Raw genomic sequence first — 16,430 nt, forward strand, 5'->3', positions numbered from 1 at the left:
CATCTTTGTTGCAAAACCTGTGCAATTATGCACAGGTTTTGTTCGTTTTCTGTTCAGATTGTTATTTTTTGTGCGATCTTGCATAATATACTCAGGTTATTATCGCTGACGACAGGAGCAATGGTGCTATGAGCCAGCCGACAGAATTTGTGATGGTGCTGGGGATGCAGCGGTACAGTCAGGATTTCTTCCGCCGCGCCGAAGCTGAGGTGCGCAAAGAGGTGCCTGACTTCCGCTTGCATATTTTCGAAGATCGTGATGTCACCGCACGTCCGGCTGAAGTCGAGGCGGCAATTGCCCGTTGCCAGTGCCTCATCCTTTCACTGATTACCTTGAACGAGACGGCGGAGGTGTTGATCCCGATGGTCGAACGCCACGATCCGCCGGTGGTCTTCTCGTTTGAGGGGTTGCCTGAGGTGATGCGGCTGAATAAGGTTGGGTCGTATAACCTCAAAGGCGGCAAGGGCATGCCTAAGCCGGTGCAAAATGTGGCCCGGCTGTTGGTCGGCGGGCGCGAGGAAGACGCGCTCTATGGCTACGTTAAATTGCAAAAAATTACCTCAAAACTGATCAATTTCTTGCCCGGCAAACGCCTCAACGATTTTCGCAATTGGACGAATGTCAATAATTATTGGAATCATCGTAGCATTGCCAACGCGGCCAATATGTTTAAGCTCATCATGCGCGAATATAGCGGGATGAGCCATCTGCGGGTTGACCCGGTGGTCGAGATGCCGAATATGGGTTTTGCCCACCCCGATGCGCCAAAGTTGTTCGCCAATCCCCACGAGTACGAACGGTGGGAAAAGGAACGCAACCGCGCGCGCAAAGGGGTGCCGGCCCCGCTCGGTACGGTGGCGGTGCTGTCGTTCCGCGCCCACATCCTGTCGGGGGCCGATTACCATAACAAGATTGTGCAGACGCTCGAAGCCGCCGGCTTGCGGGTGCTGCCGATCTTCGTGATGGGGATCGAGAGCCATATCGTGGTGCGCGAGTGGCTCAGTCACATGAAGGTCGATCTGGTGATTAACACGATGGGCTTTCCGCTGGTCGGCGGCCCGGCTGGTTCGACCAAGGCCGGTTTGACCGTCGACGTCGCCCGCGAGTTGCTCAGCAAGCTCGATGTGCCGTATATCGTCGCCCAACCGCTGTTTGTGCAAGATGAAGACGATTGGCGCGAACGCGGCGTCGGCCCGCTACAAAGCACGTTCCTCTACAGCCTGCCCGAAATGGATGGCGCGATCGCGCCGGTGGTGCTGGGTGGGATGCGCGGCAGCACGATCACGACGGTGCAAGACCGGATCGAGCGGCTGGCCCGGATTGCCCGCGGCTTCGTCCGCTTGCGCAAGAAGGCGAATCGCGATAAGAAGGTGGCGATTATCGTCTATAACTATCCACCCGGCCAAGGCAAGGTGGCGACGGCGGCCCTGCTCGATGTGCCGGCGAGCCTGATCGCGATCCTCGACCGGCTGGCTGCCGAAGGCTATCAGGTGGGCCGCTATCCGCGCGATCCGGAAACCTTTGCCCGCTGCCTTGAGGGGTTGGTGAGCGATCAGCCGTTGCCTCCCGGCCACCCGCCGGTGGTGATGGGGGTGAGCGCCGATCTGCAAGATTTCTACCGCTGGCTGCGGCCCAGTGATCAAGAGCGGATCAATGCCCGCTGGGGCGCGTTCCCCGGCGATATTGCCCCGCTGGGGCGCGATAAGGTGCGCTTGGCCGGTACCCAGCTCGGCAATATCTTTATCGGTGTGCAGCCGGTGATCGGCATGCCCGGCGACCCGATGCGGCTGCTGTTTGATAAGGAAAATACGCCGCACCACCAGTATGCGCTCTTCTACCGCTACCTCAGCGAGAGCTTCGGCGCCGATGCGATTATTCACCTCGGTATGCACGGCACTGCCGAGTGGATGCCCGGCTTGCAACTGGGTCTGACCGATCGCTGCTGGCCCGATATTTTGCTCGGTGAGACGCCTAATTTCTACGTCTATCCGATCAACAACCCCGCCGAAGCCAATATCGCCAAGCGGCGCGGCTATAGCACAATTATCGGCCACGCCATTCCGCCATACGGACGGGCCGGTCTTTACCGTGAGTTGCAGGCCTTGCAAGACCTGCTGGCCGAGTATCGCGAGCGTCCGGCATCGGTCGCCGACGATGACCAAAGCCCGGAGGCGGTGGCGATCATGCAGAAGATCGCGCTGCTCAACCTTGATAGCGATCTGGTGCGCCAGCCCAACGAGCCGTTCAGCCGCTTTGCGTCGCGGGCCTACGCCTATTTGCGCGATCTCGCGGCGACGATGATTACCGACCGCTTGCACGTGCTGGGCAGCGCCCCGCCGCCCGAAGAGCAACTGACCCTGATTGTCGAGACGCTCAAGGTGCCGCGCGGCGAGTTGCCCGGTCTGGCTGATCTGTTCCTCGCGGCGCGGCGCGCCACCGTGCGCTACGGCGATGTGCTGGCGCGGGCGCGGCAGGGTGATGCCGAAGCCTTGGCCCTGCGCGACGAGATCGAGACCCGCTGCACCGAGTTCGTCCAGCAGACGGTCTTTGGCCATCTGTCGCCCGATCAGGCTGCGCGCCAGTTTGGCTTGCCCAACGGTAACGAAGTGCTGGGACTGATCCAGCATGGGCGGGCGCTGCTGGCGGCGCTGCGCGATAATACGCAAGAGCTCGACTACCTCGTGCGCGGGTTGGGTGGTCACTACATCCCGGCGGCTCCCGGCGGCGACATTATCCGCGATGGGGTGACGGTGCTGCCCACCGGGCGCAACATCCATAGCCTCGACCCCTTCCGGGTGCCGACCGACAGCGCCTACGAGCGCGGCGCGCGTATCGCCGAGACACTCATTGCCGCTCACCGCGCCGAGACCGGCCAGTACCCAGAGACGATTGCGCAGGTGCTGTGGGGGCTCGATGCAATCAAGACCAAGGGCGAGTCGATCGGCATTGTGCTTGGTTTGATCGGCGCGCGCCCGGTGAAGGATGGGCAAGGCAAGGTCGGTCGCTACGCGCTCATCCCGCTGGCCGAGCTGGGCCGGCCCCGGATCGACGTGCTGATGACCGCCTCCGGCATCTTCCGCGACATCTTCGCCGGCACCATGGATATGCTCGACCGGTTGGTGCGGGAAGCGGCGGAGGCCGACGAGCCGGTTGAGATGAACTACATCCGCAAGCACGTGCAAGAGATGATGGCCGCCGGCAAGAGCTTCGATCAGGCGACAGCGCGCATCTTCACGCAGGCTGCCGGCACTTACGGCACCGATGTCGATGAGGCGATTGAAGGCAGTGCGTGGGAGAAGCGCGAAGAGCTAGAGGATCTGTTCATCAAGCGCAATGCCTACGCCTTCGGCGGACGGCAGAATGGCGAAGCGCAGCCAGAGGTGTTGCGCTCGTTGCTCGGCACGGTCAGCCGGGTAGCGCAAGAGATCGACAGCGTGGAGTACGGCTTGACCGATATGCAGCACTACTATGGCTATTCGGGGGCGTTGAAGGCGGCGGCTGAGCGGGCTACCGGCCAGCGCGTGCCGCTCAACTTCGTCGAGAGCTTTACCGCCGAGACCAAGCTGCAAACGCTCGAGCAGACCTTGCGGGTTGAGTATCGCACCAAGTTCCTCAATCCGAAGTGGTACGAAGGCATGCTGCGCCACGGCCACAACGGCGCCGCCGAGATTGCCAGCCGCTTTACCTACATGCTCGGCTGGAGCGCCACGACCGACGCGGTTGACAAGTGGGTCTACGACGAAGCGGCGAAAACCTTCGTGCTCGACGACGCCATGCGCACCCGGATCGAGCAGCTCAATCCGGCGGCAGCGCGCAATATGGTAGGCCGCTTGCTCGAAGCCAATGCGCGCGGCATCTGGCAGACCGACGAAGAGACGCTAGAGCGGCTGCGCGAACTGCACGCCGATCTGGAAGACCGGTTAGAGGGCGTGGCCTAGGGTTGAATGACGGCGCCGGGCGAGCCAATCGTGGCTCGCCCGGTTTTGTTTTATGGAGGGCGGCAGTCACACTGCCGCCCTCCACAATACTGCCGCACAATTCCCCCTTGACAAGCCGGGTAACTAGTTGTATCCTCCAAATAGTTTGAATAACCAAACTATTTGGAGGATCAAATCGTGTACCATGAACTCGACCCGCCCTACACTCCAGAGCGCGTCGCTGAGTTGTTCAACCTCGTGCATAGCGAGCTGATGGGCCAAAGCATGGAGACGCTCTTGCAATTCTTGCAGCGGACGAACCTCTCGATGCCGCGCCTGATTGCGCTGATGCATATTGACCGTCGCCATGCTGCGACCATCTCATCGCTGAGCGAGCAGCTCAATTTGACGATGGCGACCACCAGCCAGATTGTCGATCAACTGGTGCAAGATGGGTTGGTGGAGCGCAGCGAATCGCCGCACGACCGCCGCCAAAAGTTGGTCTCGCTCACACCTGCAGGCGAGCGGTTGGTAGCGGAAGCGCGCCAGATTCGCTTGAGCGAAGCCAGCCGCCATCTGCGCCAGTTGTCGCCTGAGCTGCTCGAACGGCTTGGTCAGGCGCTCAGTGCCGCATGCCGCGAGTGGAACCTCGTAACGGCTGAGTAACGCCACCGCGTTCAGCAGGTTGGCCTTCGTTGCCGGCAGCGTGGATGCCGCGCTGTCATGGGTAGCTGTTGCGTTTGAAGGACAGACCAATTGTCATTGCGAGCCGCCGGAGGCGCAAAGGGGGCAGAGACGCAGAGACTCTCAACGCAAAGACGCAAAGGGCGCGAAGGACGCGAAGCTGTTATGGTTGGAGGTATAAGCGTACTTAGGTCAATTCCTCTAAATCCTTTGCGCCTTAGCGTCTTTGCGTGTATCACCTTTGCGCCGTTGCGGAGACGGTGCCCCTCGCAATGACAGGCCGGTTGTTATTGCGAGCCGCCGGAGGCGGTGAAGCAATCTCCCGCGAGGGCGGGAGAAGCCCCTCAGCGGTTCGTTCCGCTGAAGAAGGAGATTGCTTCGGTCGGGCGGCTCCCAGCCGTGCTAGATGCCACCGCTCCCCTCGCAATGACATGGGTTTTATTATTTGACATACGTTCAACAAGACGAGGAGTCACACAACCGTATGGCCACCACCACATCGCCAACGACTGTCGCTACCACACGGATTGATTACGCCGTAACCCTTGATCAGCGCAGCAAGGTGCTGATCCTCATCGGAGTCTTGCTCGGTCTGTTTCTCTCGGCGCTCGATCAGACGATCGTCTCGACGGCTTTGCCGCGGATCGTGGCCGATCTGAAGGGGATCGAACTGATTGGGTGGGTTTCGACCAGCTATCTGCTGGCGTCTACGGCGATGGTGCCGATCTACGGCAAACTGTCGGACATCTACGGGCGCAAATATGTCTTGCTGTTCGGGATCGTGGTCTTCCTGCTCGGCTCGCTGTTGTGCGGCTTGGCTGGTGATATGACCCAGTTGGTTGTCTTCCGCGGCTTGCAAGGCTTTGGCGCGGCGGCGCTTACCTCAACCGCCTTCGCCATTCCCGCCGACCTGTTTGCGCCAGCGGAACGGGCGCGCTATATGGGCCTGTTTGGCGCCGTGTTCGGTCTGTCGAGCGTGGTGGGGCCGTTTATCGGCGGTCTGCTCACCGACAACCTGAGCTGGCACTGGGTCTTCTTCGTCAACTTGCCGTTGGGTGTGGTCGCGCTCGGCTTCATCATTGCCAAGCTGCCGCGTTTGCACAGCGGTCTCAAACCAGCGATTGATTACGCCGGCGCGGCGACATTGCTGCTGACGGTGATCCCATTCTTGCTGGCGTTGACGCTCGACAAGAATGACTTTCCGTGGACATCGCCGCTGATCGTGAGCTTGTTTGCCGTCAGCGTGGTTGGCTTGATCTTCTTCCTGCTGATCGAACGGCGGGCCGAGTCGCCGATCTTGCCGCTGCACCTCTTCCGCATCCGCACCTTCACGCTCACCGCCATGATCGGTGTCACCGTCGGCGCGACTCTTTTTGCAGCAATCTTCTTCCTCTCGCTCTATCTGGTCAACGTGCTCGGCGTCAGCGCCACCGCCGCCGGCACCACGCTCATCCCGCTCACCCTGAGCCTTGTGGTGGGGGCGATGGTGTCGTCGCAGATCGTGCAGCGCACCGGGCGCTACAAATGGGTGATTATCGGCGGGATGGCGATTATCGTGGCGTCGCTGTGGTGGCTGACGACGCTAACCCCGGAGACGTCGATCTGGATGGTGCGGCTGCGCATGATCGCGCTAGGGTTGGGGTTAGGCCCCTCGATGCCGATCCTCAATCTGGCGATGCAGAATGCGGTGCCGCGCACCGACATGGGGGCCGCGACCGCCAGCCGGCAATTCTTCCAGCAGATCGGACAGGTGGTCGGTTCGGCGGTCTTTGGCGCGCTGCTCACGAGTGTCTTGACGACGACGCTGAGCGCGAATCTGGCCCCGATCCAAGCCCAGTTGCCGCCGGCTATGGCTGCCCAGTTTGACAGCAGCGCGCTGCGCAATGGGATGGGAGCCGGTGAGGGTGCGAGTGGCGGCGCCGTTGATCCGGCGGTGAAGATCGAGCAGGCGATTGCCGAGCAATTTGCCTCCCGGCGTGATCTGCTCACCCGCGCGCTGCGCGATGCCGATCCGGCGGCGATCGAGGCTCTGCGCGCCGATCCGCAAATCCCTGATCAGCAGAAGGCAATGCTGGATATGATCGGGAGTTTGCCGGCAGCCGCCCGCGCGCAGGCGCTCGATCGGGTGTTGGCGCAGCTTGACCAAGCTGAGCAGACGGCCCGCGCTGAGGGGCGGGCAATCGGCGAGCAGATCGGTGCGGCGCTGAAAGATGCCTTCACTACCAGCGTGACGACCATCTACTGGTACGCGATCTGGCTGGCCGTGATCGGATTGGTGCTGGCGCTGTTCATTCCTGAACTGCCGCTCCAGCGCAGCTACGGCCAAGATTTGCCGCCAATGATGGAATGAGAAGGCGCGTGTAGAGCCGGACGGCTGTCCGGCTCCGCAAAGCAAGCAAAGGCGCAGAGGGTTTTAACGCAAAGGCGCGAAGGACGCAGAGGTTTTGCTTGCCCCCACCCCGTGCCCCTCCCCCGCTGGGGGAGGGGTGGAGCATAGCCACGAAAAGCCACAAAACCCACAAAAACGTGCTCTTTTGGCGTCGTTTGTGGCTCTTTGTGGCTAGTTGGCGCCGTACCCTCACCCCCGTCCCCGCTCCGACTGGCGCGGGAGAGGGGCGCTGCTGGGTTTTGCTCAAGGGTAGCGTTCGGCATGCCCACGGTCGATTTGCCCCCACCCCGTGCCCCTCCCCCGCTGGGGGAGGGGAAGTGACGCCTTTCAAGGATGCTGTTCTGCTGACGGAGAAGATTGCTGCAGGCGCGGCGCGCCCTTGCAATGACAGCCTGCCTCTCTGCCTGCGCCCTTTGCGCTCTCTGTGGTAACTAGCTTACCTTCATCAGCTTAGTACCGGCGGTGATGGCGGCGCAAACCCCGGCTGCATCGTCGCCGGTGCAGTGTGACCGGCGGCATGCAGAGGCGATGGACGCTTGACATGCGATAAGCGGCCATCGCGCAGCAACCGCTCGTGGGCCGTGGCCCAGCTTGGCGGTTCGGGCGAAGCTTGCTCCCAGCGCGTGACCGCCGCCTCACTGCACAGCTCGGCCAGCAACCGCATCGCCAAACGATGCGCGCCGCCATTGCGATACCCCTTCATCGCCGCCGCATCGCGCCAGATCGTCTTTGTCCAGACGACATTGCCCCACTCGAAACGGGTGGCGATGTGAACGATGCCATCGGCGCGTTGGGCCTGCGCCATTGTGCGCAGCGCGTGCCAGATAAAGAGTGGCATGAGGAAGACTGAACGGACGCGCAGGCGGGTAATCGAGACGAGGTGCATAGGGGCGGTTCCTTTCTGAGTTAACGGTGTTTATTTATAATGTAAATATACACCGTTAATTTATTCTTGTCAAGCGGCTATTCCCATCATCGGCCAAGTCAGGTATAATACGCAAAAGATCCGCACGATATGGCAACGAGGTGTCACGTGGCGACTCCACGCTCTCGTCGTGGTCGCGGCCAAAAGCGCAGTTCTGCGTTGACGGTGCAGCGGCGGTTGTGGCTGATCAGCCGGTTTGTACGCGGCCCGGCGACACCCGCCGAGCTGATTGCGGACGCGCGCCGCACCTTCGACTCCAGCATCTATCCGCCTAACGCGCTGGTTGCGCTTCGCCACGATTTCAACGCGCTCCGCAACGAATTTCTCTGCACGATTGAGCGCCAGCCTGACGGACGCTATGCACTCACCGATTTTGGCCGGCTCACCTTGCTCAATCTGCCCGACGAAGAATTAGAGGCGCTCGCGTTTCTCACATCGCTGTTCAGTGAGGGCAGTTGGCCCAACGGCCTGCAGGTACGGTCACTGCTCGATCATGTCATTGCGCTGCTACCGCCGGAACGGCGGGCAAACCTCCGCCAGCAGCAGAATATGGACATTGAGCTGCCTCAAAGCAGCGCAACCGTTGATCCGCAATTACTGTCCCGGCTCCGGCGCAATCTTCGCCGCCATGCCCTGCGCTTTCTCTATCGCTCGACCTTTAGCCAAGAACCGGAAGCGCACCGGGTGGCGCCGGTGCGGCTCTTGATGCGCGATGGCCATACCTACCTCGAAGCCTACTGCTACAGTTCACCCCATCAAGCGACGGTGGGTCGCTACATTCCCTACCGGGTAGACCGGATCATCCCCGACTCGTTGCACGTCGAGCGGCGGGTGTTGCCACCCGAATTGCCGCCGCGCAAGGTGTGGTCGTTGCGCTACTGGCTCTCGCCGCAAGTGGCGCGCAACCGTGACGTGGCGCTCTGGTTTCCCAACAGTGCGGTGACGTATCACCCCGACGGCAGCGCCGAGATCGTGGCCCAAACCAGCGATTTGTGGCAAGCCGAGCAGATTCTGCTCCGTTACCGCGAACATTGCCGTGTGCTCGAACCGGATGAGCTGGTAGCGATGATCCGGCAGACGATCGAACGGATGCGCGCGGTGTATGCCGAGTAAGGGGAAGGATGGCGTGCGGCAGGCTCGCTGCCGCACGTAGCGATGCAATTATCGCCAAAACAAGCTGAGATAGAGCAGCGCGATAGCGGCGGTACTCACAATGATGAGGCCATTGATAAACCACTGTGGCGCCGGCTGCGGTTGCGAGCGCTCATCGCGCACTTCCTCAAGCTCGGCCTGCAATGCCGCCAGTGTCACCTGCCGGTTGGCCGGAAACGGATCGCACATCGTTGCGATCAGATGCTGGGTAGCCGGCGGTAACTGCTCAATGTCCAGCAGCTCGTGCAATACCCAACCCAACGCGAAGAAATCGCTCCGTTCGTCAAGCGGCCAGCCGGCCAACTGTTCCGGCGGGGTATAGATGGGCCGGCCAATCCCTTGCACTTCCGGCGCCAGTTGGTAGCGATAGCGGCTCAGACCGAAATCGATCAACGCCACCTCGCCGTGCAATCCCACCATAATGTTTTGCGGATGCAGATCGCCGTGAACAATCCCGTGCGCGTGCAAGATACGCAGCACCCAGCAGAGGTTGATCGCGATGGTGAGAGCGTTGTGCGGATGACCGGCGGCAAGGATGGAAGCCAGCGTCTGGCCGGGAATGTAGCTCTGGACATAGTAATACCCGTGACGATCACGGCCCATCGTGATGAACCGCGGGAAGCAATGCCATTCATCGTTGCCTGCTGCCGGCAATGCGCACACAATGTCGATCTCGCGCCGGAAGGCGCGGGCAGCGTTGGCGAGCGACATGCTGCGACCAGTAGGGGCAAGGCGTTTGATCACCACAGGTTGCTGATCCCGCGCGTCGTACGCCAGATCGACAATGCTGTGAGCCGTGCGGGCTAGCCGGTGAGCCACCTGAAAGCGATCGGCCACTACCTCGTTGCGCGGCGTCCCCATCATCACGACACCTCCAAGAGGTTGCGGAGGGTGCTGAATGGAGTCAAGCCGTCGAGGACGATCGTTTCATCGCCATATTCGATCACCAGTGTGCCGGTGTCGAACCAATGACCAATCGGATTGGGCGGGAAGTAATGTCCACGGATATAGATCCGTTCGATAACGCGGCGTGAACAAAACGGATAGCCGTTATCGATGATGAACCGGTCGCAGGTGATCACGATGTGGAACCGGCGTTCTTGGATCACCAGTACGATGATGCCCAGCAGAGAAGCCGTACTCGCTAAGGCGAAGCCAAGCGCGATCGAGACATACCCGACGGTGAACGTTTGCCACGCTAATCCGGCAAGGATGCCGTAGAGGGCAGCGAAGCCGAGATACTGCTGCAGGCGCCGCAGCGGATGTCGACGGAACGGGGTCGGGGGAGACTGGTGAATGATCGCCATCGTATCCTCCTTCGCCGAGTGGCGCGAGCCGGTTCGCCAGCGCGAACCGATCTGGGTGCCGGTGTTCCGCTTGGTGCCCGCCTATGGCAACGAGTGCGGCCAATCACCTCCTTTTTACTCTTTTTTAACGGGTGAGTTTGTTGTGTGCTGTGATGGAGATTTATTACGATGATTATACGTAATTCGATGATCACACCGCATCCATCAGAAGACTCATAGTGACGCCGGGTCTGATCGTCGAATGGATCATGCTCTCTCACTGGAAGAAATGCGTCTATGTGCAATCATGTAGCAACGAAAAAACGGCGCAGCCGGCTGCGCCGTCTTTCGGTATCGTTACTGGCTCTCGGCTCAGATCGGTTCGGGTGGGAAGCTGCTGCCCAATGTTAAGATGCCGAGATCGTAGGCGCGCGCAATGGCGTGAACCCGGTTGGTCACTTGCAATTTATCACAGATGTTTTGCACATCCCGTTTAATTGTGCCGGCGCTACAACTCAACTCTTTCACCACCTCTCCGATCAGAGCGCCGCGCGCCATTAGGCGAAGCACCTGTTTTTCGCGTTCGGTGAGCGGGGTCGTGATGATATGCCGGGTGTGCGCCTGCCGAACTTTCCGCAACACCTCTTCTAACAAGCGTTCGAGCTGGTCAGAATCATTGAAAACCTCTTTTGAGACTGCCATGTCAGCGCCTTTGCGCTGGGCCTGTTCGATCCACTCGGGATAGGCTGTCATGGCGATAACTGCCACCTGAGGCGTTTGGCGTTTGATCTGTTCGATCGCATGAATACCGGTCCATCGGTCGCCGTACCACGAGATATCCATCATGATGATATCTGGTTGGAGCCTGCTTGCCATGCTGATCGCTTCTTGCGGGGTATGCGCTTCGCCAACACAGTGAATGTTAGGAATATAGGCGAGCACCTTTTTCAGCCCTTCGCGAAAGAGGGCTAAATCATCGGCAATAATGACTCTGATGGGGGTGTCCATGCCTGCTCCTCCTTGATCTGGCCGGTGACCTGCACAACGACGCCGCCGGTAGGACGTGGTTGTACGGTTGCCCGCCCGCCGATCCGTTCTGCCCATTGTTGAATCGTGGTTAAGCCATACGCGCCCCGCTGGCGCAGGCTTTCCATGCTCTCTGCTATGCCGCGACCGTTATCTTCGATCGTGAGCGTAAATCCAGTCTCTGTTTGGGTATACGTGATCCACACTGCGCCATCTGGCTTGAGGTGGATTTCAGCGTGTTTAGCGATGTTGGCGAGCGCTTCTTGGCAAATACGGAAGAGGGCGTAAGCCGTTTTCGGAGGCAGGTTGACGTTAGTCAAGGGATTGAAGGAGATCGGGACATCTTTGAGCACCGATCCTCTGAGTAAATTGATATAATCATTGACCATCCGGTCAAATGGCTGCTCAAGATCGGTACGTCCACGGAGATCGTCTTGAATATAGCGTAATTGTTGATAGAGAAACTTTGCCGCTTGGTTCGTTTGCAATAATTGAGGGGTAAGTGAAGCCACCGGCTCAGCTCGTTCAATCTGCTTGATCATCGTGTTGAGTGAGAAAATAATTGTTCCTTGGACAAAATTAAGTAAATCATGGACATCGAGACCTAAACTCTCGCGAGTTGTCCGGCGAATATTGACGATATTCATCCCGTTCAAAACTTGTTTGCCAAACAATTCTAATAAATCATGCGCCGGCTGCGGGAAACCTGTGCCATAATCAGGTTCGTGATTTTCAAAGATTAATACGCCAACCACCATCTGGCGTTGGTCGCGGATCGGGCCGGCGAGCAAGGAACGACCGCGCGCGGTGGGCAAATGCGCAAGCTCATCGCCGGCAATGCCATGTTCGGCATACCATGCCAACAACTCATCACCAGTGAGGGCGATGATCTGATTGTGCGCCGCAATGGTTGCCGCCAATCGCCCATAGGCTTCATTGTCGAAGTAACCATCGTGCTGCGAGGACACCGCTAGCTCAAACTCATAATCCGGCGATCGGCGCAGGAAGATGGCACAGTGCTCGCATGCGAACAGCTTCGCCCCAAGCTGGGCATACGATGCAATGAGTTTGCGCTCGTCATGAATTCCCATTAACAACGTGCTGTGCTCGAGCAACACCCGTAACTGTTCTTGTCGCTGTTGGAGCGTTTCCACTAGCCGCGCGTTGTCGATCGCCGAAGCGGCGGCATTGGCAAGCAGCGTGCTCAACACTACATCGCCTTCACGGTAGAAGGAGGGTGTATGGCTGTCGAGCGCAATCATCCCGATACATTGGCCGCGATAGGTCAGCGGCGTATAAAGGATGCTGCGAATATTCGCTGTCTGATACCGTTCCGATTCTTGCACGAAGTGGGGGTAGGTTTGGGTGACATCAGCCTCAACCAGCGGTTGTTGCTCGCGCAATACTCGGCTGTTAGGAAACCGCTCATCGTGCAGGTCGAACGATAAAGAACAGACCGCATTCCGATCAGCAAAGCCGCTGCATTCGACAATCTGCAAATAATGACCGTAAAGCAACTGAATCGAAGCGCTATCATAGCCAATCAGGTTATGGTAAGCCTTAAGGATGTGCTGATAGACGCCAGTGATCCCTTCGCTCAAGTCGCTCATCTGTTGAATATGCTTGCGCAGATGTTCAGCCTGTTCGTTCCGCCAGATCACGGCTGCCGCTAGCCGGGCATGGGTCGCTAGCGCCTCGAACCGCCGGCGTTCCTCGGTGGTAAACGTGCGAGGCTCATCATAATCAAGGGTAAGAATGCCGATAATGCCGAGGTAGCCGATCAGCGGCGCGACCATCAGTGCGCCAATGGGTGGTTGGCGGTGAATAAAATCGGGGTCGTGGGCGGTATCCGTGACAAACTGTATTTGCCCTTCACGCAGGGCGCGCGCATTAATGCCGGCGAGCGGGCTCGGTGGCGCGCCGTAATCAAAGCCGCGCCGGTGTCGTGCCGCGATCAATTGTAAGGTCTGGCTCGCCCGATCAAGCCGCCGGATTTCACATTTGCTCGCGGCAGGAAACGCCTTCAGCGCTTCTTCAACAATCGTCGTAAAGACGGCTTGGCCGCGTGTGCTAGCATCGTAGATGCGGTAGAACCGTTCCGTCTCTTCAAGCTGTCGTTTCCGGGCAAGGTACAATTCCCCATACTCGATGACGTGCGCCAGCCGTTCACAAATGATGTTCAAATCAATTTCATGCAGGCGCTGAAAACCCTCGCTGTAAAATTGACCGTGCTCGTTCAGCCGGTTGACTAACCGCAACACGCCGATAATCCGCCGGCGTCCGTTGAGTGGCCCTACTAAGAGGTGTTTTACCTGCCGGCTAGGGAGTGCCTGTTTGTACGCCTCGAAGTATTTGGGATGCACGACAGGGTGTTCGGCAAAATTATCGATGACTACTGGTGCGACATCGAGGTTATTGACGACGACGGTGCGCCCAAATGGCGCCCCTTCTGAACCGGGCAACGCCAACCCGGTAATCCCTTGGCCCGATTCGTAATCCTCATCGAATGGCAAGGGCGGGCCACTAATGATGTCACGTGTCAGCCTCCCATCCTTGAACCAAAAGATCGCCGCTGATTCCGCTTCAAACGCTTTACGTACCGAGTCAAGCAGTTCGCGAAGGGCGCTGATATACCTTTGCTGATCCTCTTCAACAATGGCATTGAGCAATTTTTCGTACAAATCAAGCCGGATCGGGCGCGGCGGATTGAGAAACAGCAAGAGATGCTCGCCATCAGCGACCCGCTGCGACTCGACATTGAATAGTATTTTGCGCCCGCCGGGGACTTGCATCGTGTATGGTTGCGGATATGGCTGGGGTTTTTGGCAGGCCGTGCAATTCGCCTGCAAGCAGACTAAATACTCGTAGCAGGTCATCTTGGGCGTCCACGGGCCAAATTGCTGTTCAAGCGCATGATTGACAAACACGAGCCGGCGATGTTGATCGACCACGCAGATCCCGGCTTGGTATCGATCGAGGATTTGGACTAATTCGGTCTGCTGATTGGCAAAAGCGTCCGGATGCACCGAGGTGCGGCGCAAAACATACAACAACAGCAAGCCAAAGATCGTGATGGTTGGCGCGATCGCGATTTCGAGCAGATTATCGGCATGAACGCTACCTACTGCGGTGGCCGCGCTAATCGAAAGCCCAACGATGACACTGCCCCATACGTTATTGAGAAAGCGCATCGCGCTAACAATGGGGATAAGGTAAAGTACCCAAAAGACATTAGACGCGGTCCCAAACTGTAGAATAGCCGAGCTGATCAAGATGACTTCGATCAGGTTTTGCAGAAACTTCGCTGGCGGTTTGTGCCATTGTTCGGGTTGAAATGCTCCCCAGACCGCTGTAAAGATCTGGAAACAGGCCATCACACCGATAATGAGCCAGCCTGTCTTCAGGTTTGGCTCCGGTATGTTTGGCGCTTTGAGCCATGCCCACATAATGAGCAAACCCAAACCGCCGACCCGCAAGCACCAAATCAAGAATAACGCACCGCGCTCTTGGCCAAACCATGCCCTGATTTGACGCCACCGCCAGTTGAGATTGAATTGCATGTCGCGGCTCAACTGCGCCCTTTGAACTTCAGAATCGAGCGGCATGGTTGACCATCCTTTACGCGCTAGTCTTTCGCCGTGAATACATGTATCGTACCAGCCATGGTGGTCGCATGGGAAGGTACAAATTATTCGATTCGTTCAGCAATAGGTGATCTGTTTGGCGCATCGCACATGCTTTCAACGCCGATGCGGTATACTTGCACCTAAATGCCGAACGCGTTTTCGATGTGCGTTTTGCGCTATTCTTCCCCGCCGTTATGTGTGAGAAGCCACTGGCGCTCTCTCCCGGCTGGGAGACGTGCGGGAATCATCGTTATTGGTTACGAACCCTCTTGTCACGGAAAGTCGATGGTCATGGCTGAACCTGAACTGACACTGCCGGCGCTGAACGTGTTGCGCATTCGGGTCACGTTGCGGCTGGCGGCGCCGGCGCGGTTGCCGCCATTTAAAGGCGCATTATTTCGTGGCGGGTTGGGCTATGCGCTGCAACGGATTGCGTGCCCGCAACAGTGCTGGGGCCAGTCGAACGCTTGCCCGGCAGCGCTAGCGCATTGCGTGTACCGTGATCTGTTTGAGCCAGCGGCGCCGCCGAACAGCGAGTTTTTGCACGATCTGCGCGATGCGCCGCGCCCGTTCGTGATCGAGCCGCCGCTTGACCAGCGCCGCGTCTACGCTGCCGGCGATCTGCTCGAAACAAATATGAGGTTCTGCCCTTTGTGGCGCTGGCGTTCGCCGATTTCGCCCGCGCCGGTTTAGGCCGCTACCAAACCGCAGCGCGCCTCGAACGGATCGAGGCGTTGCCGTATGGCCAGTTGCTGGGGGTGACGATCTACCGCGATGGCGATGCTGATCTGGCCCTCGGCGAGTTGCCGGTCTTTAACCTCTCGGAACTGACGCCAATCGCACAACGCCTGCCCGCCGATCTCCGGCTCGCGCTCCGCACGCCGCTGCGGATCAAGACGCGCGGCGAGCTCATGCAGAAACCGGAGATTCCGGCGATTGTGCAGGCGACTGCGTGGCGCTTGCAGGCGCTTAATCACTTTTACGGCCATGTGCCGTGGGAGCTTGATTACCGGCCAGCGATCGCTGCTGCGCAGCAGGTAACGGTTGAAGATGACACCACCCGCTGGGTCGATTGGGAACGTTCAAGCACCCGCCCCAGCAAGCGCCAGTCAATGGTGTTGGGAGGGTTGGTCGGCGCAGCCACGTTGCGCAATGTGCCGCCGCTGGTGCGGTCGTTCTTGTTGGCGGCAAGCTTGGTGCATACCGGCAAATCGTGCGTGTTTGGCCACGGTTGGATCGAGGTGCGCCCGCTGCGGTGAGGCGTAGGACGCGGATGCGGCGAGCTGCCTGCGCGCCGGGTGGAGGATGGGGCGCGGGCCGCTGGCCCGCCAGCGGTCTGGGGCGATGGGGCGCGGGCCGCTGGCCCGCCGGCGGTAATAGGTGCGGGCGAGCTGCCCGCGCGCCGGGGGGGGGATGGGGCGCGGG

The 16,430-nt window shown here is 59.2% G+C and carries 12 protein-coding genes; 7 read left to right on the plus strand and 5 right to left on the minus strand.

What is annotated here, in order from left to right; translation table 11 throughout:
• Positions 1 to 128: 128 nt before the first annotated feature.
• The 3 genes from bchH to A6A03_RS06665 all read left to right on the plus strand — a co-directional run bounded on the left by bchH (position 129) and on the right by A6A03_RS06665 (position 6,951).
• On the plus strand, positions 129 to 3,938 hold the full coding sequence (gene bchH, locus A6A03_RS06655; RefSeq protein ID WP_066785280.1) for a magnesium chelatase subunit H: 3,810 nt from the start codon (positions 129 to 131) through the stop codon (positions 3,936 to 3,938).
• A 177-nt stretch (positions 3,939 to 4,115) separates the two neighbouring features.
• On the plus strand, positions 4,116 to 4,583 hold the full coding sequence (locus A6A03_RS06660) for a MarR family winged helix-turn-helix transcriptional regulator (protein WP_066785283.1): 468 nt from the start codon (positions 4,116 to 4,118) through the stop codon (positions 4,581 to 4,583).
• A 502-nt stretch (positions 4,584 to 5,085) separates the two neighbouring features.
• The gene (locus tag A6A03_RS06665) at positions 5,086 to 6,951 is read left to right on the plus strand and encodes an MDR family MFS transporter (protein ID WP_066785286.1); all 1,866 of its coding nucleotides are present in this window, start codon (positions 5,086 to 5,088) and stop codon (positions 6,949 to 6,951) included.
• Positions 6,952 to 7,435: 484 nt separating this feature from the next.
• Here the strand turns inward: A6A03_RS06665 and A6A03_RS06670 are convergent, their stop codons facing one another.
• Positions 7,436 to 7,876, minus strand: a complete 441-nt coding sequence (locus tag A6A03_RS06670) for a hypothetical protein (protein ID WP_066785289.1) — start codon at positions 7,874 to 7,876, stop codon at positions 7,436 to 7,438.
• 147 nt (positions 7,877 to 8,023) lie between these two features.
• On the opposite strand from A6A03_RS06670, the gene A6A03_RS06675 reads away from it, so the two are divergent.
• Positions 8,024 to 9,028, plus strand: coding sequence for a helix-turn-helix transcriptional regulator (locus A6A03_RS06675; RefSeq protein ID WP_082908932.1), 1,005 nt, complete (start codon positions 8,024 to 8,026; stop codon positions 9,026 to 9,028).
• Positions 9,029 to 9,076: 48 nt separating this feature from the next.
• Here the strand turns inward: A6A03_RS06675 and A6A03_RS06680 are convergent, their stop codons facing one another.
• Entirely contained in the window at positions 9,077 to 9,931 is an 855-nt protein-coding gene (locus tag A6A03_RS06680; protein WP_066785293.1) for a serine/threonine protein kinase, read from the minus strand.
• On the minus strand, positions 9,931 to 10,374 hold the full coding sequence (locus A6A03_RS06685) for a YdbT family protein (protein WP_066785296.1): 444 nt from the start codon (positions 10,372 to 10,374) through the stop codon (positions 9,931 to 9,933). Before A6A03_RS06685 ends, A6A03_RS06680 begins: the two co-directional genes overlap by 1 nt.
• Here A6A03_RS06685 and A6A03_RS20320 point away from each other — a divergent pair.
• Positions 10,364 to 10,546 (plus strand): hypothetical protein, encoded by a 183-nt coding sequence (locus tag A6A03_RS20320; protein ID WP_156525286.1) that lies wholly within the window; start codon positions 10,364 to 10,366, stop codon positions 10,544 to 10,546. The genes A6A03_RS06685 and A6A03_RS20320 overlap by 11 nt on opposite strands.
• A 179-nt stretch (positions 10,547 to 10,725) precedes the next feature.
• On the opposite strand, the gene A6A03_RS06690 is transcribed toward A6A03_RS20320, so the two are convergent.
• Positions 10,726 to 11,361: a response regulator transcription factor gene (locus tag A6A03_RS06690; protein ID WP_066785300.1), complete on the minus strand. Its 636-nt coding sequence runs from the start codon at positions 11,359 to 11,361 to the stop codon at positions 10,726 to 10,728.
• Positions 11,322 to 14,939: a GAF domain-containing protein gene (locus A6A03_RS06695; protein ID WP_172812288.1), complete on the minus strand. Its 3,618-nt coding sequence runs from the start codon at positions 14,937 to 14,939 to the stop codon at positions 11,322 to 11,324. The genes A6A03_RS06690 and A6A03_RS06695 overlap by 40 nt, the downstream gene beginning before the upstream one ends.
• 357 nt (positions 14,940 to 15,296) lie before the next feature.
• On the opposite strand from A6A03_RS06695, the gene A6A03_RS20820 reads away from it, so the two are divergent.
• Positions 15,297 to 15,698, plus strand: coding sequence for a hypothetical protein (locus A6A03_RS20820; RefSeq protein WP_245668867.1), 402 nt, complete (start codon positions 15,297 to 15,299; stop codon positions 15,696 to 15,698).
• Complete coding sequence (gene cas6, locus A6A03_RS20825) at positions 15,659 to 16,264, plus strand: CRISPR system precrRNA processing endoribonuclease RAMP protein Cas6 (protein ID WP_245668868.1); 606 nt, start codon at positions 15,659 to 15,661, stop codon at positions 16,262 to 16,264. The genes A6A03_RS20820 and cas6 overlap by 40 nt, the downstream gene beginning before the upstream one ends.
• Positions 16,265 to 16,430 lie beyond the last annotated feature (166 nt).

Origin of the sequence: Chloroflexus islandicus, from assembly GCF_001650695.1 — a bacterium.
GTDB classification, from domain to species: Bacteria; Chloroflexota; Chloroflexia; order Chloroflexales; family Chloroflexaceae; genus Chloroflexus; species Chloroflexus islandicus.

What these genes read in the sequence shown, in the direction of transcription:
- A6A03_RS20320 (WP_156525286.1), top strand. Translation starts at nt 10,364, where the DNA reads ATGATCGCCATCGTATCCTCCTTCGCCGAGTGGCGCGAGCCGGTTCGC.
- A6A03_RS06695 (WP_172812288.1), bottom strand. Translation starts at nt 14,939, where the DNA reads ATGCAATTCAATCTCAACTGGCGGTGGCGTCAAATCAGGGCATGGTTT.
- bchH (WP_066785280.1), top strand. Translation starts at nt 129, where the DNA reads ATGAGCCAGCCGACAGAATTTGTGATGGTGCTGGGGATGCAGCGGTAC.
- A6A03_RS06665 (WP_066785286.1), top strand. Translation starts at nt 5,086, where the DNA reads ATGGCCACCACCACATCGCCAACGACTGTCGCTACCACACGGATTGAT.
- A6A03_RS06680 (WP_066785293.1), bottom strand. Translation starts at nt 9,931, where the DNA reads ATGATGGGGACGCCGCGCAACGAGGTAGTGGCCGATCGCTTTCAGGTG.
- A6A03_RS06685 (WP_066785296.1), bottom strand. Translation starts at nt 10,374, where the DNA reads ATGGCGATCATTCACCAGTCTCCCCCGACCCCGTTCCGTCGACATCCG.
- A6A03_RS06690 (WP_066785300.1), bottom strand. Translation starts at nt 11,361, where the DNA reads ATGGACACCCCCATCAGAGTCATTATTGCCGATGATTTAGCCCTCTTT.
- A6A03_RS20820 (WP_245668867.1), top strand. Translation starts at nt 15,297, where the DNA reads ATGGCTGAACCTGAACTGACACTGCCGGCGCTGAACGTGTTGCGCATT.
- A6A03_RS06670 (WP_066785289.1), bottom strand. Translation starts at nt 7,876, where the DNA reads ATGCACCTCGTCTCGATTACCCGCCTGCGCGTCCGTTCAGTCTTCCTC.